The sequence below is a fragment of the Microbacterium sp. A93 genome, from assembly GCF_051842835.1.
The window spans coordinates 322,876-342,585 of record NZ_JBPXMT010000002.1; the positions used below are offsets into that span (position 1 = coordinate 322,876).

15 protein-coding genes are annotated in these 19,710 nt (G+C 68.4%); 8 read left to right on the forward strand and 7 right to left on the reverse strand.

Features of this window, described 5'->3' with window-relative positions; translation table 11 throughout:
- Positions 1 to 4: 4 nt before the first annotated feature.
- The 6 genes from ACSU1G_RS05760 to ACSU1G_RS05785 form a co-directional block, all read right to left on the reverse strand.
- Positions 5 to 1,720, reverse strand: a complete 1,716-nt coding sequence (locus ACSU1G_RS05760) for an FAD-dependent oxidoreductase (RefSeq protein ID WP_439278964.1) — start codon at positions 1,718 to 1,720, stop codon at positions 5 to 7.
- Between the two features lie 113 nt (positions 1,721 to 1,833).
- Complete coding sequence (locus ACSU1G_RS05765) at positions 1,834 to 2,340, reverse strand: pyridoxamine 5'-phosphate oxidase family protein (protein WP_439278965.1); 507 nt, start codon at positions 2,338 to 2,340, stop codon at positions 1,834 to 1,836.
- Between the two features lie 11 nt (positions 2,341 to 2,351).
- Positions 2,352 to 3,158 carry an amidohydrolase family protein gene (locus ACSU1G_RS05770; protein ID WP_439278966.1) on the reverse strand — a complete coding sequence of 269 codons (807 nt, stop codon included), beginning with the start codon at positions 3,156 to 3,158 and terminating at the stop codon, positions 2,352 to 2,354.
- On the reverse strand, positions 3,155 to 4,330 hold the full coding sequence (locus tag ACSU1G_RS05775) for an acyl-CoA dehydrogenase family protein (RefSeq protein WP_439278967.1): 1,176 nt from the start codon (positions 4,328 to 4,330) through the stop codon (positions 3,155 to 3,157). The genes ACSU1G_RS05770 and ACSU1G_RS05775 overlap by 4 nt, the downstream gene beginning before the upstream one ends.
- 114 nt (positions 4,331 to 4,444) lie before the next feature.
- Positions 4,445 to 5,605, reverse strand: a complete 1,161-nt coding sequence (locus ACSU1G_RS05780; protein ID WP_439278968.1) for an acyl-CoA dehydrogenase family protein — start codon at positions 5,603 to 5,605, stop codon at positions 4,445 to 4,447.
- Between the two features lie 202 nt (positions 5,606 to 5,807).
- Positions 5,808 to 6,611 carry an enoyl-CoA hydratase/isomerase family protein gene (locus ACSU1G_RS05785; RefSeq protein ID WP_439278969.1) on the reverse strand — a complete coding sequence of 268 codons (804 nt, stop codon included), beginning with the start codon at positions 6,609 to 6,611 and terminating at the stop codon, positions 5,808 to 5,810.
- 181 nt (positions 6,612 to 6,792) lie between these two features.
- On the opposite strand from ACSU1G_RS05785, the gene ACSU1G_RS05790 reads away from it, so the two are divergent.
- The 8 genes from ACSU1G_RS05790 (at position 6,793) to ACSU1G_RS05825 (ending at position 18,736) form a co-directional block, all read left to right on the forward strand.
- Complete coding sequence (locus ACSU1G_RS05790) at positions 6,793 to 8,841, forward strand: FAD-dependent oxidoreductase (RefSeq protein ID WP_439278970.1); 2,049 nt, start codon at positions 6,793 to 6,795, stop codon at positions 8,839 to 8,841.
- Positions 8,838 to 11,051 carry an acetate--CoA ligase family protein gene (locus ACSU1G_RS05795; RefSeq protein WP_439278971.1) on the forward strand — a complete coding sequence of 738 codons (2,214 nt, stop codon included), beginning with the start codon at positions 8,838 to 8,840 and terminating at the stop codon, positions 11,049 to 11,051. The genes ACSU1G_RS05790 and ACSU1G_RS05795 overlap by 4 nt, the downstream gene beginning before the upstream one ends.
- Before the next feature lie 4 nt (positions 11,052 to 11,055).
- Positions 11,056 to 12,105 (forward strand): LLM class flavin-dependent oxidoreductase, encoded by a 1,050-nt coding sequence (locus ACSU1G_RS05800; RefSeq protein WP_439278972.1) that lies wholly within the window; start codon positions 11,056 to 11,058, stop codon positions 12,103 to 12,105.
- Complete coding sequence (locus ACSU1G_RS05805; protein WP_439278973.1) at positions 12,102 to 12,872, forward strand: SDR family NAD(P)-dependent oxidoreductase; 771 nt, start codon at positions 12,102 to 12,104, stop codon at positions 12,870 to 12,872. The genes ACSU1G_RS05800 and ACSU1G_RS05805 overlap by 4 nt, the downstream gene beginning before the upstream one ends.
- A gap of 39 nt (positions 12,873 to 12,911) precedes the next feature.
- The gene (locus ACSU1G_RS05810) at positions 12,912 to 14,096 is read left to right on the forward strand and encodes a thiolase family protein (protein ID WP_439278974.1); all 1,185 of its coding nucleotides are present in this window, start codon (positions 12,912 to 12,914) and stop codon (positions 14,094 to 14,096) included.
- Positions 14,097 to 14,320: 224 nt separating this feature from the next.
- Positions 14,321 to 16,606 carry a 7,8-didemethyl-8-hydroxy-5-deazariboflavin synthase CofG gene (gene cofG, locus ACSU1G_RS05815; protein WP_439278975.1) on the forward strand — a complete coding sequence of 762 codons (2,286 nt, stop codon included), beginning with the start codon at positions 14,321 to 14,323 and terminating at the stop codon, positions 16,604 to 16,606.
- Positions 16,603 to 18,096: a flavin-containing monooxygenase gene (locus ACSU1G_RS05820; protein ID WP_439278976.1), complete on the forward strand. Its 1,494-nt coding sequence runs from the start codon at positions 16,603 to 16,605 to the stop codon at positions 18,094 to 18,096. The genes cofG and ACSU1G_RS05820 overlap by 4 nt, the downstream gene beginning before the upstream one ends.
- Positions 18,089 to 18,736: a 2-phospho-L-lactate guanylyltransferase gene (locus tag ACSU1G_RS05825; protein ID WP_439278977.1), complete on the forward strand. Its 648-nt coding sequence runs from the start codon at positions 18,089 to 18,091 to the stop codon at positions 18,734 to 18,736. Before ACSU1G_RS05820 ends, ACSU1G_RS05825 begins: the two co-directional genes overlap by 8 nt.
- 18 nt (positions 18,737 to 18,754) lie before the next feature.
- On the opposite strand, the gene cofD is transcribed toward ACSU1G_RS05825, so the two are convergent.
- Positions 18,755 to 19,696: a 2-phospho-L-lactate transferase gene (cofD, locus tag ACSU1G_RS05830; protein ID WP_439278978.1), complete on the reverse strand. Its 942-nt coding sequence runs from the start codon at positions 19,694 to 19,696 to the stop codon at positions 18,755 to 18,757.
- Positions 19,697 to 19,710 lie beyond the last annotated feature (14 nt).

Here is a 19,710-nt window from a genome sequence, read left to right on the forward strand (position 1 = left end):
CCGGTCAGAGCGCGGCGGGTTCGCTGAGCTCTGCGCCCAGCCGCTGCGCCACGAGGTACGCGTGTGTCAGGCCGCGGCCCAACGCGATGCCGCTGTTGTAGCCGGTTCCCGTGGTGGTCATGCCGGCCGCCGATCCGACGACGTAAAGGCCTTCGATCGGGTTCAGGCCCTCGTCCAGGGCGCGCCCCTCGCCGTCGATGCGCACGCCGCTGGAGCCGATCCCGGTGCCCACGAACTTCAGGCGGAGACCGTGGAACGGTCCCTGCGCGATCTCCCCCAGCACGGGGCTGGGCTTGTTCGAAGGATCCCCGGCGAACTTGTTCACATAGGTGACCGTTCCGCGGCCGAAGTCCGGATCCTCGCCCTTGCGGGCGTTCTCACTGAAACGCTCAGCGGTGCGCTCCAGCTGCTCACCCTCGATACCGAGCTTCTCGCCGAGCTCCCGCAGGGTCGGGGCGGACTCGACCCAGCCCTCGGGGTATTCGCCGCCGGGAGGGGTGCCGGCCAGTCCGTACTTCTGCCGGTGCTGGTCATCCCACACCAGGAAGAAGGGCAGGTGGCGATCCTTCGGGTCCAAGGTCTTGGCGACGATGTCCACCCAGTAGGAATCGTTGCAGTACCGGTTGCCCGTCTCATCGACGATCATCGAGTGCGGCATCGCGTATTCGGGGCCGTAGCCGAATCCGGTGCCGACCTGTGAACGCCATCCGGGAAGGATCGGCACCGCGGTCGGCGGAATCTTGGCGATGTCCCCACCCACGGCGCGGGCCAGCCGGATGGCGTCACCACGCAGCGACTCGGGGGCCACGCTGCCGAAATCCTCTGGGCCGAGGCCGAGCATCTCGCCGACCAGCTCCGGATCCCAGTCGTAGGTGCTGGTGGCCAGGACCACCGGGCCGTCCAACTGGACGACGCCGGCCGGAGAGTCGGCCTTCACTCCCACCACGGCGCCAGAGGCGTCGGTGAGCAGCTCGGAGACACGGTGCTCGAGCCGGATCTCGATCCCCGGCTCGGCGATCACCCGGTTCAGGAAGGAAGCGACGACACCCGTACCGAAGGTCAACGGGTCCTCGTCCCTGACCTCGGCCTCCGCATGGCTGCCGTCAGCGATGCCGAACGCGGGCAGGCCGACATGGGAGTGCTTGGCGGGACCGTCCTCTTCGACGTAGCTGGCGCGCCGGCCTTTGCCGAGCATCTCCTCATAGGTCTGTCCGACCGGGAAGTACGGGCTGTAGCGCAACTTCTCGCGCCACTCCCCCAGCACACTTCCGTCGATCAGGGCGTTGGTGAGGTAGCGGCCCTCCGGCAGGGCGCCGTTGGCCTCATTGTGGTAGTCGGCCAGGCCCGGGATGAGGGCCCAGGTGATGGCACCGACGTCCTCCCAGTACTTCAAGGCCTCCGGTGATGCCTCGATCCAGCGCTTCATCGCCACCTCGTCCAGCACCTCAGGGCTGTCGTGGGCGATATCCCGGATATAGGTCTCGGTCAGCTCCAGGCTGTCCTCGATCCCCATCCGCTCGGCGACGTGGTTGGCACCCGACCACACCTGGCCCCCGGAGTAGGCGGCGGCCCCGCCCACGAGCTCCGAGGCCTCCAGCACGATGGCCCGGCCGCCACGCAGTGCAACCCCGAGCGCCGTCGCCAGCCCGGACAGGCCCGCTCCGACGACGACCACCGATTCGCCCTCACCAGCGGGACGTGTTGCACCTGCATCAACCATGACGTGACTCCTTCTTCGCGGGCATCATCCCTGTGATTCGTATCACTGTATAGATAATATGATTATCAGCGATTAGTCAAGAGCCTCGTACCGACTTCCGTCATGAAGTGGATTCAGGACCCTGAGGTGCTTCCACCACGCCCGTCTCCGGGCATCCTGGTGGAGTCGTGGCTCACCGCCACTGCGGTGGGGTGGAACTGGATGACGACCCGGTTCGGGCTGCTCAACAGGCGGATGAAGGCCTCGGGGTCCCCTGGCTGGTGCCGGTGGGCGAAGCGATCGATGATCCTGGCCTTCACCTCGGCATCACGGTGGATGATCGCCGTACCACGCAGGGAGACCATGCGGCGCCCCTCCAGTGACGTGCCGGCATTGGAGATCACCAGGCTGACCCGCGGGTCCTTCTCCACGCCGCGGACGTGGATCCTGCCATCGACGGCCGTGACCCAGAAGGAGCCCTCGTGCTGGAGGTAGGTCATCACCACCCCGCTGGCCCAGCCCTCCTGATTGGTGAAGACGAACGTGCACTCGGTCTGCGCGTCCAGGAGTTCCGCCTGGGCGTCCCTGCCCAGGCGGAGCCCACGCAGATCCTCGAGATCGTCTTGCCCCGTCCTCCCCATCGACCGGCCGCTCAGGACACGGAGAGGTCGAGGAAGCGGGCGAGGTTGCCGCCCAGTACCTGCCGGGTCTCGTCGTCGGTGAGCCCGAGCCGGTGGATGGCGGCGATCTCCTCACCGGGGTTGGTCATCGGCCAGTCTGAGCCGAAGACGATCCGTTCGGAGCCGTGGTTGCGGATGAGCCTCTTGACCCGATCCGGGGCCAGGGTGGTCAACGTCGGCGGCCAGGAGGTCTCCAGGATGACATCGGCACCGGAGAGCATCTCCTCGGCATCATCCAGGATCTTGTATCCCCCGAAGTGGCACGCCATCAGCGTCAGATCGGGGAACTGGCGCGAGATGTCGTAGATCATCTTCGGGCTGGACAGCGCGTTGGTGCGTGCATCCCCCCCCTCGCCCACGTGGGTGATCACCGAGATCTCTGAGCCGAAGGCCTCCAGGATGTTCCAGAGCCGCGGATCGTCGAGGGCGAAGTTCTGGAACAGCGGGTGGATCTTGACCGTCTTGAGACCGTGCCGGCGCAGGCTGGCCATGTTCTCCTCCACGGACAGGTCGACGTGGATCGTCCCGACCGGATACCGACGCGCGCTGGCCAGGTCGGCGACGAAGCGGTTCACCGAATCCACATGTCGTGCCTCGTTCGCGATCCCGAGGCAGCAGCTGGCCGTGACGCCGTGTGCATCCATGGCCGCGTCGAGCCCGGAGACGGTGCCGTCGCCGCGGGGTTCCAGACCCGGCACCGGATTGGCGTTCAGCGCCAGCCCCGCAATCTTGTCCGGCCAGACGTGGGTGTGGGCATCGAGGACGAGCTCGGGTTTCACGGGGTCTCCTTCTTCAGCCGACGCGCGATGGAATCCAGCAGGACCTCGGTGGACCCTTCGTAGATCCGCCCCGGGCGTGCGTTGCGGTAGAGCCGCTCGATCTTCGAGCCGCGGACCAGGCCGAAGCGTCCCATGGTCTGCACGGACCGGTCGACGATACGGCCGGCCGTCTCGGTCGCGGACACCTTGGCCATCGACGAGAAGTGCATATTGGCCAGGGGGTCGGTGGTCGCCAGCGAGGCGGCACGGTAGGCCATCGAACGGATGGTCTCCACCTCGACCCAGGACAGTGCCAGGTTCTGCGAGACGGCGCCCAGTTCGAACAACGGGGCGCCGAACTGCTCCCGGGTCTTGGCGTGGGCCACGGCCTCATCCAGGGCCGCCTGGGCCAGGCCCACGGCGGATCCCGCCACGGAGGCGCGGAACACCGCGAGCGCCTGGAGCATCAGCTTGAAGGCCTTGCCGGTGTCCCCGAGACGGTGGTTTGCGGGCACCACCACGTCGTCGAACTCGAGCTCGCCGAGGATGTGCGGGGCGATCAGGTCATCACCGGGGCGGGCGGTCAAACCGGCCGCGTCGGCGGGGACCAGGGCCATCGAGTAGCCATCGCCCTCGCGTCCCAGGACGCAGTAGAAGGAGGCGGCCCCGGCGTTGGTGATGAAGGACTTGCGGCCACGGATCCGCAGACCGCCATCGACTTCCTCAATGGTGGTGGTGATGGCCCGCAGATCCGAACCGACCTCCGGCTCGGTGAGCGCGATCGCGGCGATGGCCTCCATCGCGACGACCTTCGGCAACCAGTGCCGCTTGAGCTCCTCGGCACCACCGACGGTGAGCGTGTAGGAACCGATGCCCTGCATGCCGAAGAGGGAGTCCAGGTGCGCCGAGGTGTACATCAGCGCCTCCCGGATCAGGGAGATGGCCAGTGGATCAAGCGTCTCCGCGTGCCCGCCGTATGCCGCGGGAACCACATGCCCGGCCAGACCTGATGCGGCCAGGGCCTCCCGCATCGGCTCGTAGATCTCGGTGTACTCATCCGCTTCCTGAGCCACCGTCTCCATCTCGGCAGCGAGCGTCTGCGCGCGCTGCTGAATCTGCCGGTGGCCCTCGCTCAACTGGAACAGCCTGCCGGCCGACTCCACACCGGTCTCCGCATTAAGGTCAACGCTCACAGCACATCCCGCTTTCACCGAAAATCGATTCTTGTCTACGTCTTGGGTACAGAACAGCCGACCCGCCGGGGGCCACCCTCCGGCCGGGGCGGGCGCCCCGGCCGGAGGGGTCGATCAGCGGCGCTGGTCGAAGCGCCGACCGAGGGTCTCGGAGACGATCCTGATCCGCTGCATCGAGGGAGTGCCACCGGCGATGGCCCACCCGTGCGAGTCACGGTGGAGTCGCTCCAGACCATACTCCTCGGTGTATCCGTTGCCGCCGTGCACCTGGATCGCCAGGTCGGAGACCTTCTTGGCCATCTCGTTGGCGGTGCACTTGGCCAGCGAGACCTGCAGGGGATCGGGGATGCCGTTCTGCACGCTGTTGGCCGCCCGGTCCACCAGAAGCCGTGCAGCGTCGACCTGGAGGATCATGTCGGCCACCATCATCTGGATGGACTGGAATTCCACCAGGTCCTTGCCGAACTGCTGGCGCTGCTGGATGTAGTCGAGGGTCTTGTCCAGAGCCGCCTGGCCGATGGCCAGCGACATCGTCGCATTGCCCATCCGCTCGATGGAGAAGGCGCCGAAGAGGGAGCTGAACTCACCGGCAGGGACCACGACGTTCTCCTTCGGGACCATGACATCGTCGAAGATCACATCGGCCGAGGGGATCCCGCGGAAACCCATCAGGCGCTCAGGAGCACCGAAGCTCACGCCCGGCATCTCCTTGTCCACGATGATGGCGCCGATCCCCTTGGCCCCCGGGGCGTCGGACAGGCGGGCATAGACCAGGTAGTGGTCGGCTTCGCCCCCGTTGGAGATCCAGCGCTTGGAACCGTTGAGGACGTAGCCGTCGCCCACCAGGCGTGCCGTGGTCTTGGCGTCCGTTGCGGCAGATCCGGCATCCGGCTCCGAGATGGCCACGGCCATGGTCTTGTCACCGGTGATGATCTTCGGGAGCAGGCGCTCGCGCTGCTCCTCGGTGCCCAGGTGGTTGATGACCTGGGCCGGCCCGGTGTTCGACTCGAAGATCTGGAATGCGGCAGGTCGGCAGACCTTCGCGAACTCCTCGATGACCGCGAGCGCCTGGGCCAAGGGGGCCTCGGCCCCGCCGAAACGCTCGGGATGGGCGATGCCCAGGAATCCCAGATCACCCATCCGCTTCCGTTCGGCCAGGGAGATGGGCGTGCGTGTCACGTCCAGCTCCTCGGCCATCGGCGCGTAGACCTCCTGGGCCACCTGGGCAGCCAGGCTACGGATCTCGGCATGCTCATCAACAACGGAAACCGCCACGGCCCCCACCTCCAATTGCATTGAACTGATCTATGTGTGTGTCTGTGTGTACGACGCCCGGAGAGCTGTCGACGTTCAGGATGGTGGACCGCGGCAACTCCGGGCTGCGAATCCTCACGTCTGTCGTATTGATTATACTAGATTTCGGAGCAAACGAGAAGGCCCGAGCCCGACTGGCCCCCGACGAGGCCAGTCGGTGGCTCTACCGGCCGCCCGGGGTACCACCGTCGACGCTGGCCGCCGCGTCACGGAAGCGCGGCTTGCGCTTCTCCAGGAAGGCCTGACTGCCCTCACGCATGTCATCGCTGCCGATGGCCTGGATCAGGGTCTCCAGACCCGACTGCATGTTGTCCTTCGCGGCGTTCCACCAGAGGTTCGAACTCACCTTGGAGATCTCGAGGTACCGCGGGCTCAACTCATGGATCTCGGCCAGCCAACGGTCGACCCCTGCGTCCAGGCCGTCGTCTGGAACCACCTCATTGATCAGTCCCATGGTGTAAGCCTGCTCGGCGGAATACCGCCGGCACATGAAGGACATCTCCTTGGCCCGCTTCTCGCCGATCTGCACGGCCGCCAGGTTGGTGGCGCCCAGCACCGGCGCGGATCCCACCTTGGGCCCGGTCTGTCCGAAGGTCGAACGCTCGGTCGCGATGGCGAAATCACAGGCGATGACCAGTTCGTTGCCCCCGCCCGCAGCCGGCCCGTCGACGGCGGCGATGACAGGACGCGGGCAGGCGCGGATGGCGTCGACCAGCCGCAGGGAGGTCGTGAACAGGTCGCGCAGTTCCTCCGGGTCGGGGTCGCTGAGCTGGCCCAAGGCGCCGCCGGCGCAGAACGAGCCACCGCTTCCCGTGATCACCACGGCTTCCGCGCGGGCCGCGGACTGCAGACCGTCGATCATGGCGCGGGCCATGTCAATGTCATACGCGTTCCGTCGCTCCGGACGCTCCAGCCGGATGCGGACCACGCCCGCCTTTTCTTCTACCGTGACTCCGACGCCTGACATGCATATCTCCCAACTCGTTGATCTTCGGACCCTGCGGCCGCCCGGTTCAGGGCAACCACGGCGAGTCTATGCGCATAGATTTCTCGGTCGGGAGCTGTTGCCCTCTCGAGACGTCGCCGAGCCGCGGACGGACAGCGGTCGCGTTCTTGACTCACCCCGAACGCGGATCTAAGTTAACTATATGGATCATGACTACGAATTGGAAGGAGGGCAGCAGCCCTCCTTCGAGCATCTGTTCTCGCCCGTGCAGTTGGGGCCGATGCAGTTGCGCAATCGGGTCATGATGCCCCCGCACAACTCGGCGATCGGCAACTTCTGGGGAACCGACGAGGCCGAGGCCACTCGGGCCATCGCCTATCTGGAGTCGCGTGCCCAGGCCGGTGTGGCCTGGATCGGGGGGATCACCGGCCGTATCCAGAACCAGTTCATCCCCGGCTTCGAGCCTTCGGGCATCAGTGCTGAGACCCGTGGTTACTTCCGGCTGCCGTACTTCGTGGACCGTGTGCAGCGTGCCACCGAGACACTGCATGCGGCCGGCGCGGTGGTCACCTGCCAGATGACGATGATCGGCGGCTTTCCGCATGCACCGTCGCCGCGGCTCAGCGCCCCCGTCACCAATCAGCAGCCCCACGCGCTATCGACCCAGGAGATCGCGTGGTTCGTCAAGGAGTACGGCTATTCCGCAGGGCAGGCCCTCCAGGGCGGCCTCGACGGCATCGAGATGCACGTCAACCATGATGACTTGCTGGAATGGTTCCTGTCCCCCCTGACCAACCACCGGCAGGACGCCTACGGCGGTTCGCTGGAGAACCGGGCGCGCTTCGTCGTGGAGGCTTTGACCGCCATCCGTGAGGCCGTCGGCGATTCAATGGCCGTCGGCATCCGACTCAACCTCCGGGAGGAGATGCCCGGTGGCTACGGAGCCGCGGAGGGCATCGAGATCGCCCAGTACTTCGAGTCCACCGGCCTGATCGACTTCGTGCACTCCGTGGTCGGCACGCCCTGGGGCAACCCCAGCTACATCCAGCCCCATTTATTCGACGCCGGCCAGTGGGCCGGGATGGCTGGAGAGCTCAAGCGCTCCATCGACCTCCCCGTCGTCCACACCGGCCTGATCAACTCCCCCGAGGTCGCCGAGAGGATCCTCGCGGCCGGTGACGCCGACGTCGTCGGCATGGCCCGTGCGCATATCGCCGACGGTGAGCTGTTGGTCAAGGCCAGAGAAGGACGCACATCAGAGATCCGTCCCTGTGTCGGCGGCAACGAGTGCATCAACCGCCGTTACGTCGACGGGCTGCCGTTCGGCTGCGCCGTGAACCCCCACACCAGCAACGAGGTCGACGGGCTGTGGCCGCTGACCCGGCGCCCGCGGCGGCTGCTGGTGGTGGGCGGCGGCCCGGCCGGGCTGGAACTGGCCGGTCTTGCGGCGGAGAGTGGCCACCAGGTGGAGATCTGGGAGTCGGGCAAGGAACTCGGCGGACAGCTGCGGATCGCCGCAAAGGCTCCGAAGCACGATCGCTTCGACCTGTACCTCGACTGGCAGGAGAACCGCCTGTCCACCCTCGGCGTGAGGGTGCGACTCGACCACACGGCCACGCCGGAGAATGTGCTCGCCGATGGAGCCGACGTCGTGGCCCTGGCCACCGGCGCCACCGCCAGGCGCCCGTCCATTCCCGGCGCGGACCGTGAGGACGTCCTGGAGATCCGCGACGTCCTGAGCGGAACCGCCACGCCGGGCCACCGCGTGGTCATCGTGGCTCAGGACGACCACATGCCTCCCCTCGCCCTGGCCGATCACCTCAGCACCCGGGGCCATCAGGTCAGCGTCATCTACGCCACGAACGGCCCGGCGCAGTTGCTCGGCCGGTACATCGTCGGCGGGATCCTCGGCCGACTGGATGCCCAGGACGTGCGGCTGCGCTTCATGGAGGAGGTCACTGCGATCTCGGAATCGGCAGTGACCACCAGGAACGTGTACTCGGGGGTCGAACGCCAGCTGGTGGACTTCGACTCGGTCGTCCTGGCCTGCGGCGGGGAGGCCGACCCCACACTGTTCGAGGATCTGCAGGCCCGGCGAGACGATGTCCACCTGTTGGGCGACGCCTTCGCACCACGCCGACTGGTCTTCGCCACCCGCCAGGCCTATGCGCTCGCCAAGATCCTCAACGACACCCCGTCCGCTGGGGCTCCGGTAGGGGCTGGCCCGGCCGGCAGCGGGAACCGGGCGTGAAGACGGACACCGGGCCCGCCGACGTCGGGCTGGTGACGGACCGTGCTGACGCTCCGGGGCCTGGCCGGCCCGCTCTGGACCTGGGACCGCTGTTCGCACCGCGCTCCATCGCCCTCATCGGTGCCTCTGCCACCGCCGGCAGCTACTCCTCACGCAGCCTCACCAACCTCCGGCGGACCGGCTATTCCGGATCGATCTTCCCGGTCAATCCGCGCTACACCGAGATCGATGGCCTGCCCTGCTACCCCACCGTGGGACAGATCGGCCAGGCGGTCGACGCCGCCATGATCCTGGTGCGCAGCGAGCTGGTCCACGACGCCGTCCGGGACTGCGTGGCCGCCGGCGTCAAGGTGATCACCGTGTGCTCCGCCGGTTTCGCCGAGGAGGGAGCCGCCGGGCACGACCGTCAGCGCGAGTTGGTCGAGCTGGCCCGCGCTGGGGGCAGCCGGCTGGTCGGGCCCAACTGCATCGGCGCCGCCAGCGTGGTGGACCGCGTCGTGGCGTGTGCCACCCTGAACATCACCGAGACGTTCACGCCAGGATCCATCAGCATCGTCAGTCAGAGCGGCGGCATGGCGGTCAACCTGTTCAACCGGGCCCAGGGGCGCGGCGTCGGGATCCGCGGCTTCGTCAGTGTCGGCAATGAGGCCGACCTTGATGTGGCCCAACTCGTCGAGGCCTTGGCCGACGACGAGCAGACCCGGGTGATCGCCCTGTTCATCGAGGAGCTCCGTGACGTCCCGGCCTTCCGCGCCGCCGTGTCCAAGGCCCACCGCCAGGGCAAGCCCGTCCTGGTGCTGAAGGCGGGACGCTCGGAGGCCGGTGCGCGCAGCTCGCTCAGCCACACCGGTGCCCTGGCCGGTTCCCACGCCCTCTTCAGCAGCGTCATGACCCAGCTGGGCGTCTTGGAGGTCGACTCCGTGGACACCCTGATCGACACGGCCGACCTGCTCGCCCGGGTGGATCCCCCCGCCTCGAACCGCCTCCTGATCGTCTCCCCCTCGGGCGGCGAATGCAGCTATGCGGCAGACCGCGCCAGCGAACTCGGCCTCAGGGTGCCGGCGCTGTCCGAGACCACCGTCGAGGCTCTGTCCCAGGGCATGCGCTTCGGAGCCCCCAGCAACCCCTTCGACCTCACCGGCCAGGTCATCGGCAACGCCGAGTTTCTGCGTGATGTCCTGGGCGAGCTCGAACGCGCCGACGAGTTCGACCTCGTGCTGTATGCCATCCCCACCTGGAGCGCCCACGATGCTGAACGCCTGCTGCCGGGTTTCATCGCCGCGGCGGAGGCCAGCACGAAGCCGACGGTGATCTCGGCGTGGACCGCCACCGACCTGACCGAGCGATCCGAACAGGTCCTCGCCGCCGGCTCGGCCGCTCACTTCGGCTCGGTCGATGCCGCGCTCTCGGCTCTGGCCCATCTGGCACGCTGGGCGGAGATGCACCGCACGCTCGGCTTCGGCGGGGCTGACCCCGAGGCGGACCCCGAGGCTGATCTCGAGGCGCGCACTGACCGCTCTGCCCCGGCCCCCCGCCCCACAGGACTGCCCGAACTGCCCACGGAACACCAGGCCAAGTCCTTCCTCAGGGAACACGGTCTGGACACCCCCCGGGAGGTCCTGGTCAGCGATCGGGACACCACTGCGGATGCGGCGGCCGGCATCGGCTGGCCTCTGGTGGCCAAGCAACTCTGCGAGGGAGTCGTCCACAAGTCTGATCTCGGGCTCGTCCGCGTCGGCGTGCGAGACCAGACCGACCTCGACCGGGCCCTGGACGAGTTCGACGGAATCGTCACCGAGAACGGTTTGGTCCCGGAGGGGTTGCTGCTCTCCGAGCTCCACCGGGGCTTGGAGGTCATCCTCGGTGGTGTCAGGGATCCGCAGTTCGGCCCGATGGTGATGATCGGTGCCGGCGGGATCCTTGCCGAGCTGCTCGACGACACGGTGTTCCGCAGCTGTCCCCTCGGCGCCTCAGACGCCGAGGCAGCCCTCGACGAACTCTCCGTGGGCCGATTGCTCCGCGGCTACCGGGCCGTCGAATACGATCGGCCCGCCCTCGTGGACCTCATCGTCCGATTCTCGGAGCTGTTCGCCGGCGCGGACTGGCTGGACCAGGCGGATCTGAATCCCGTTCTGGTCGCAGAGTCGCCACACCAGGGCGCCGTCATCGTCGATGCCGCCCTGGTCCTCACCCCACCTTCGAAGGAGTAACCCGATGGCGCTGAAATTCGGCCTCGCCCTGATGAACGACTTCCCGGAGCATGTGGTCCCGGCCAGCCGGATCTCGATGCTGCGCGAGCAGGTTCGCGCAGCTCGCGACGCCGGCATCGACTCACTGTGGGTGCTGCAGCACTACCTCGGCGCGATGCCCACGCTGCAGCCGGTCCACCTGCTCTCGGCCCTCGCCCAGGACGCCGGCGAGATGAAGCTGGGCACCAACATGTACATCCTGCCGCTGAGGCACCCGGTCGGCGTGGCCGAGGAGTTCTCCACCCTGGACCACCTCACCAACGGCAACACCATCGCCGGCTTTGGCATGGGCTACCGGGAGAACGAGTTCAAGGCCTTCGGCGTGCCCATGGACGAACGCATCGCACGCTATGAGGAGAGCATCGAGATCGTCCGCCGGCTCTGGAGTGGCGAACGCACCAGCTTCGAAGGCCAGCATTTCAAGATCGACGACGAGCGGATCAGCCTGGCCCCGGTTCAGCCGGGCGGTCCGCCCATCTGGATCGGCGCCGGCGCCCACCGTAAGGGCGCTGAACGGGCCGCACGGCTCGGCGACGCCTGGATCGTGCCACCGCACACCTCCCCCGAGAAGCTGGAGACCGTCCTCGGCCATTACCGGGCCGAGCGCGAGAGGCTGGGTCTGGGCCGAGCCTCGGAACTCGTGGTGCGCCGCGAACTGGTCCTGGACCCCGATGCAGACCGCGCACGGGAGATCGGGCTCGGGGCCCGCAATGCCCTGAGCAGAGAATATGCGCGGTACAACGCCCCGGACCAGACCGGCAACTACGCCCACCTGGCGTCCGCCCAGGCGGCCACGCAGACGGCCGACTCGTCGTATCTCTTCGCCGATCCAGCCTCGGTCATCTCCTCCCTCAAAGACCTCGAGGCCCAGGGCCTGACCTACATCGTGCTGCGCATGCAGTGGTTCGAGCTGGCCCAGGAACAGGTGCTGCGCAGCCTCGAGCTGTTCAAGAACGAGGTGCTCCCGGCCTTCCGTCCCCCGGTCACCGGGCAGGAGGTCGGCAGCGCCCGATGATCGCACCGACGCTCCACGGCAAGGTGGCCCTGGTGACCGGCGCCGGCATGGGCATGGGCGCCGCTACCGCCGAGCTCTTCGCCCGGTCCGGGGCCCGGGTGGTCGTGGCGGACCTGGACGCCGAGGCCGGGCGACGGACCGTCGACGGGCTGACGGCCGAAGGCCATATCGCGTGCTTCGTGAAGGTCGACGTATCCACCTCGAAGGAGGTGGAGGCCATGGTCGACTCCGTCGTCGACACCTACGGTCGGCTGGACGTGGCAGTGAACAATGCGGCCATCACGCCCGATGACGCCCCCTTGGACGAGCTCGATGAGGACTACTGGGACCGCCTCATGTCCGTCAACCTGCGGGGTGTGGCCCTCTGCCTGAAGTACGAGATCCGCCATCTGATCCGACAGGGCACCGGTGGTTCGATCGTCAACGTGTCCTCCGTGCGCGGCTTCCGGCCGAAGGCCAACGCCGCCGCCTACGTGGCCGCCAAGCACGGCGTGGTGGGGCTGACCAAGGTGGCAGCCCTGGAGAACGGCCCACGCAACATCCGAGTGAATGGTGTGGCGCCGGGCGCCATTGACACGCCCATGCTGCGTTCATCCATGGCACGCCACGGCACCACGGTGGAGGACCTGGCCCCGCAGATGGGCCTGCTCAACCGCCTCGGAACCGCAGAGGAAGTCGCCCAGGCGACGCTGTGGCTGGCTTCCGATCAGTCCTCCTACGTCACCGGCACGACCGTCCACGTCGATGCCGGCTACACCAGTCGATAGTTCCAGAGCCGCAACAGGCCCCAACGGAAGAGAAATGAAATGACAGCAGACAAGATCGTGATCGTTGACGGCGCCCGGACCCCCGTCGGCCGTTTCGCCGGGGCGTTCAAGGACATGCCGGCCCACGAATTGGGAGCAGCGGTCGCCACGGCTGCGCTGGAACGCAGCGGGATCGGCGCCGATGCGGTGGATGAGGTCATCATGGGCTGCGTCGGCCAGGTGGGACCGGACGCCTACAACGCGAGACGGGTCGCCCTGGCCGCGGGGCTGGACCCGTCCACCACCGCCCTGAGCGTGAACCGCCTGTGCGGCAGTGGCCTGCAGGCCGTGTGGTCTGCGGCGCAGACGCTCCGCTGGGGCAGTGCAGATGTGGTCCTCGCGGGGGGCAACGAATCGATGTCCCGCATGCCCTTCCTCGACTACGAGGCCCGGAACAACGGCCGCCTCGGCAACCGGACCCTGATCGACGGGACCCTCGGTATGCTCACCGACCCGTTCAGCACCGAACACATGGGCGTCACCGCGGAGAACGTGGCCCAGAAGTTCAGCGTGAGCCGCGCCGAGCAGGACGAGTTCGCCTTGCAGAGCCAGCAGCGGGCCGCACAGTCCGCCGCCAGGCAGGCCTTCGCCGAGGAGATCGTCCCGGTCACCACCACCGGCCGGAAGCCCGTCACGGTTACCGACGACGAGTTCCCACGCGCCGACACCACCTTGGAAAGCCTGTCGAGCCTACGTCCGGCCTTCCGCAAGGACGGCTCCGTCACCGCCGGAAATGCCTCGGGGATCAATGACGGCGCCGCGGCCCTGGTCATGATGCGGGAGAGCACGCTGAAGGAGCGTGGACTCTCCGCCCTGGTCACCCTCGAGCACGTCACCGTGGCGGGGATCGATCCGACCATCATGGGCTATGCCCCCACTCTGGCCCTGAGGAAGCTCTTCGCTGAGACCGGCCTGACACCCCGGGACATCGGGATGGTCGAGCTCAATGAGGCCTTCGCGTCCCAGGCCATTGCTGTCATCCGCGACACCGGCCTGGACCCGGAGACCACCAACCCCTATGGCGGGGCCATCGCGCTGGGTCACCCGATCGGAGCCACCGGTGCCATCCTGGCCCTCCGGGTTGCGAAGGACCTGCAGCGGCGGGGATTGGAGTACGGCATCGCCACCCTGTGCATCGGCGGCGGCCAGGCCATCGCCGCACTGTTCCGGCGCTGGGAGTCCTGACCGGTCGCCCCGCACGGGTGCGCCGCATCGGGGCGTCGAAGCTCCAGAGGAGGGGGTCACCGTCCGAGAAAATCCATGATAACCATTCTCCAGATGAGAGAATGTGGCCTAGACTACAGTTCACCGCCTGCTGCGCTTAGCGGGCAACATCGACCCCGTCATGGGTCGACGGTCCTCTGGCTGGTCCCTATTCGAGGCTCAATCACCTTCTCCGGAGTCGACCCATGACATCAACCCTGACGTTCCACCCTGAGACGGGCCTGCGCGCCCGCGGCAGCGAGCTGCGTGCGCTGATGGGCCAGGCGTCCGAGGTGCGCGACGCCGGCCTCGAGCGAGCAGGCCGGCCCCGCACCATCACCTGGTCCCGCAAGGTCTTCGTCCCGGTGACCACCCTGTGCCGGGACCGGTGCCACTACTGCACCTTCGTGGACACCCCGGGCAAGCTCGCCACCAAGGGCCTTCCGCCCTATCTGAGTGAGGACCAGGTCCTGGCGATCGCCCACCAGGGCGCCGCCGCCGGCTGCAAGGAAGCCCTGCTGACCCTGGGTGACCGCCCGGAGGACCGCTGGCCGATCGCGCGGCAGTGGCTGGACGAACACGGTTTCTCCTCCACCATCGACTACATCGGACACCTGGCCCGCCGCATCACGGCCGAAACGGGATTGTTGGCCCACCTGAACCCCGGGGTGATGACCCACGCCGAGCTACAGCGACTGCGGCCCACCGCCCCCTCGATGGGCATGATGCTCGAGACCACCTCCCGCCGGCTCTTCGAGGAACCCGGCCAGGCCCACTACGGCTCCCCGGACAAAGACCCCGCAGTGCGCCTGCAGACGCTCCAGGACGCCGGCACCCTGCGCATCCCCTTCACCACCGGCGTGCTGATCGGCATCGGAGAGACCACCCAGGAACTGGCCGAGAGCATCCAGGCCCTGAAGGACCTCTCCGACCGTCACGGCCACGTCCAGGAGATCATCATCCAGAACTTCCGGGCCAAGCCCGCCACCGCGATGCAGGGCGCACCGGACGCAGACCTGGAGTCCTACCTGGCCGCGATCGCCACCGCCCGGCTGGTGATGGGCCCCGATGCCCGCATCCAGGCGCCACCCAACCTCAGCGACCCGGCCGAGCTCTCCCTGTTGATCCAGGCCGGGATCGACGACTGGGGCGGTGTCAGCCCGCTGACCGCAGACCACGTGAACCCGGAACGCCCGTGGCCACAGGTCACTGAGCTTCAGTCCCTGACCACGTCCAACGGATACACCCTGCGGGAACGACTCACCGCCCACCCGCACTACATCACCGACCGGGAGTCCTGGATCGACCCGGCCCTGCACGACGCCGTACTCCGGCTGGCCGACGAGGACCACCTCGCCGACGCCACCGCACGACCAGCCCCAGCCTCCGGACAGCAGGCACCGGTGCCGTCGCGGTCGGTGGCCGTGACCATCGGCCCCCGACCCGACCAGACGGCAGAAAGCTCAGGCACCCCGGGCCGCCGGGGCGTCTCGGGCCGGTCATCCAGCCTGCTCGACCGGGCCGAGAACAGCCCCGCGGACCTGGACCAGGACGAGCTGACCGGGCTGCTCCAGATGGATGGCACTGATCTGGACCGGCTGACGGAGCTCGCCGACGGCCTACGCCGCAGCGTCGTCGGTCCGACCGCGACCCTCGTCGTCAACCGCAACCTGGACAGCAGCCAGGTCACGGACCCCGAGGTGGCCGCCGCCGTCGCCGCCGATGCCTGGAACCTGGGCGCCACCGAGCTGTGCATCCAGGGCACGGCCCCGGCCCACGCCCCGGCCACGGTCTACGAACAGCTGGCCCGAGCCGTCAAAGCGGCCGCACCCCAGATCCACCTGCATGCCTTCCGCCCGGCCGATGTGCTCGACGGCGCCCGACGCACCGGCCGGAGCCTGACCGACCATCTGGAGGCCCTCCAGGCGGCGGGGGTCGACACCGTTCCCGGAACGGGCGTGAAGATCCTCGACGAACGGATCCGGCAGCGCTCCTTCCCCGAAGACCTCCCCGTCGAAGACTGGATCCGGTCGATCACGGCCGCCCACACCCTGGGACTGCGCTCGACCAGCGTCATGTTCTACGGCCACGGTGAGACGGCGGCGGACCGGGCCGGACACCTCACGAGCCTGCGGGCCCTGCAGGAGAAGACCGGAGGCTTCACCGAGTTCGTGCCGATGCCGATGCCCGGCGCCACGGACCGCGACCACCGGGTGGTCCATGCCGTCAGCCGCATCGGCCTGTACGGGGCCATCCCCCACCTCCAGGCCGCCTGGACACGCCTGGGCCCAGAAGGGGCGCTACTGGCCCTGCGCAGCGGTGCCGACGACTTCGGCGGCGTGCTCCTGGACGGCCGCGTCGTCCCCGAGGCCGGCGTGGAGTACGGCCAGGAACTGACCGTTCAGGCCGCGACCCGGATGGCCAAGTCCCTGGGCCGGCAGCTACGACTGCGCACCACGACCTACGGGGTCGCCCCGGCGAAGACACCATGACCAGCAGCATGCCCAGCAGCGTGCGGGTCGCCATCATCGGCGCCGGGTTCGCCGGACTCGGCGCCGCACTGAGACTCGAAGCGGCCGGCGAATCATCCTTCCTGGTCCTGGAGCAATCCCCGACGGTCGGCGGGACCTGGCACGACAACAGGTACCCCGGCGTCGCCTGCGACATCCCCTCACACCTCTACTGCTACTCCTTCAGACCCCACCCGTGGTTCACCCGACGCTTCGCCCCGGGAGCGGAGATCCAGACCTACCTGGAGGAATCGGCCGCCCCGGTGGCCGACCGGATCCGCCTCTCGGTCCGCATGCTCGCAGCCGCATGGGACGAGACGGCCCGGCACTGGATCATCACGACGACGGCCGGCACCGTCCACGCTCAGGCGCTCGTGATGGCCTGTGGTCGCCTGAACGAGCCCCGGCTCCCCGACGTGACGGGGACTTTTGCCGGCCCCGTGATCCACTCCGCCCGCTGGGACCCCGAGGTTCCACTGGACGGGGCCCGCGTGGCCCTCGTCGGCACCGGGGCCTCCGCCGTCCAGCTGCTCCCGCACATCGCCCGGCGGGCGCGCGAGGTCGTGGTGCTGCAGCGTAGCGCCACCTACATCCTGCCCCGCGACGACCACGAGTACACCACCACGGAACAACGATCGCTGGCCACAGAACCCGGCCGACTCCGCGCGCTACGCGACGGCCTCTTCGCAGAAGCCGAACAAGGCCACGAGGCGCGCCTACGCGAGGGCCCGGCCCGCCAACGCCTCACCCGGCGCGCCCTGGGACATCTGGCGGACCAGGTCCAGGACGCCGGCCTCCGGGAAGCACTCACGCCCGGTGACGAGTTCGGCTGCAAGCGTGCACTCTTCTCCGACGAGTACTACCCGGCCCTGGGACGTCCCCACGTCACGCTCGTGCCCTCGGCCCTGTCCGCGTTCGAGGGCTCCACCGTGGTCGCCGAGGACGGCTCCCGCCACGAGGTCGACGTCGTCGTGGCCGCCACCGGCTTCGAATCGGTCCACCAGCCCTACGCCTGCCTCATCACCGGCCGCGGGGGACGACGGCTGGCAGAACACTGGCGCCACGGCATGAGGGCCTTCGCCTCCACCTCGGTCAGCGGCTTCCCCAACATGTTCGTGCTCAACGGCCCCCACGCCACGCTCGGCCACAACTCCTCACTGCTGATGATCGAGGCCCAAGTCGAATACCTCCTCGGCGCGTTGGCCACCCTGAGCCCGGGCACCGCTCTCGACGTCACCCCCGAATCCGAGGCCGCCTACATCCAGGAGATCGACCACCGCAGCGCCACGACCGTGTGGCTCTCCGGATGCACCAGCTGGTACATCGACCCCGACGCACACCGCCAGGTACTGCTGTGGCCCGGCACCGCCCAGGAGTTCGCCGACCGACTGTCCCGGTTCGACCCGGAACACTACGTGGTATCCCCACCGGTCGGCGCCACGCTCGCCTACTCAGGGGGCGGCGATGCCTGATCGAAGAAGTGCCCCGCCCACCGGCTGGACCGTCCTCATCCCGCTCAAACCCCCGGCCACCGGCAAGTCCCGCCTCGCGGTACCCGACCGGGACCGCCCCCCGCTGGCACAGGCCATCGCGCTGGACACCCTGGCGGCGGCCTGCGCCTGCCCCCGCGTCGAGGAGGTCATCGTCATCTCCTCCGATCCTTCCTGGGACCTGCCCCGCGGGGCACGGCTGGTCCTGGAACCCCGAACAACGACCATCGATGCCGCCATCGCCCTGGGATTGGCCACCGTGTCCGAGCACGCCCCCCGGGCCGTCCTCCTGGGAGACCTCTCCGGACTGGACCCCGCCGACCTCAGCGAAGCCCTCGACGCCGCCGGAGGCCTCGACCGCGGCCTCGTGCGCGACGTCGAGGGCACCGGCACCACCCTGCTGACGTCCCGGTCCGGTGTCCGGCTCACCACAGCCTTCGGCACCGACTCAGCCCTGCACCACCAGCACCTGGGCCATGCGGACCTGCCGATCCGCACCGCCTCAACCCTGCGCCGCGACGTGGACACGGTGGACCATCTGTCCTGGCGGATCGGTCCGCGGACGACTATGTTCGTCCGGGCTGCGGGGCTGCCCCTGCTGCAGGTGACCGCCGGCCGCTGACGGACGCGCCCTCAGCCCTCAGCGGCCTAGGGCCAGCTCCAGGGCATCCAAGGCCAAGGCCGAGGCCAGGCCCGGTTCGGACATCCACAACGGACGGACGTGCATCCACTCCGGTGCGGTTCCCGGTGCGTCCCGGTCCTCCTCCCCGACCAGCCAGGCATCCAACAGGCCTCCGTCCGCGCGACGGCCGAAGTGCCGGCCCACCGCCACCGCGGTTGAATCGACACCGATCGCCTCGAGGCAGACATCGGCCATCCCGCGCACCACCGATCCTGCGATGATCGGCGAAACCCCGGCAGTACCGGCCCGCGTGCCCCGGACTGCATCGGCGATGCCCGGCACGGCCAGAATGGGGCCGACCGAGACCACAGGGTTGGAGGGGGCGAGAAGCACGGCGTCGGCCTCGCCGATCGATTCCAGCACCCCCGGGGCGGGTCCGGCCTGGTCCATGCCGGGGTTGGAGAACCCCAGAGGCCTCAACCGGGCACGATGCCGGGTCCACCACTCCTGAAAGTGCAGCGTTCCCGTCTCGACCTCGACGTGGGTGTCGACCTCGTCGTTGGTCATGGGGATCAGCCGGACGCCGAGCGGCCAGCGACGCGACAGGCGTTCGGCCACCTCCGCCGGTGTCAGGCCCTCACGCAACCACCCGGTCCGCGCCAGATGCGTGCCCAAATCGAGGTCTCCGAGGGTGAACCACGGCCATCCCGCACCCCATGCCTGCATCTCGGCCGACACGCGTTCTGATTCCCCAACGCGTCCCCAGCCACGTTCCTCGTCGTTGACGCCGGCCAAGGCATACAGGATCGAATCCAGGTCGGGTTGAAGTCGTACCCCGCTGAGCCACAGATCATCCCCCGTATTGACCACCACGGTGATGTCCGCATCCGGCGCCGCCGCCCGCAGCCCACGGACGAATTTCGCCCCGCCGACACCTCCGGCCAACACGGTGATCCTCATGTCGCGTCCCCTTT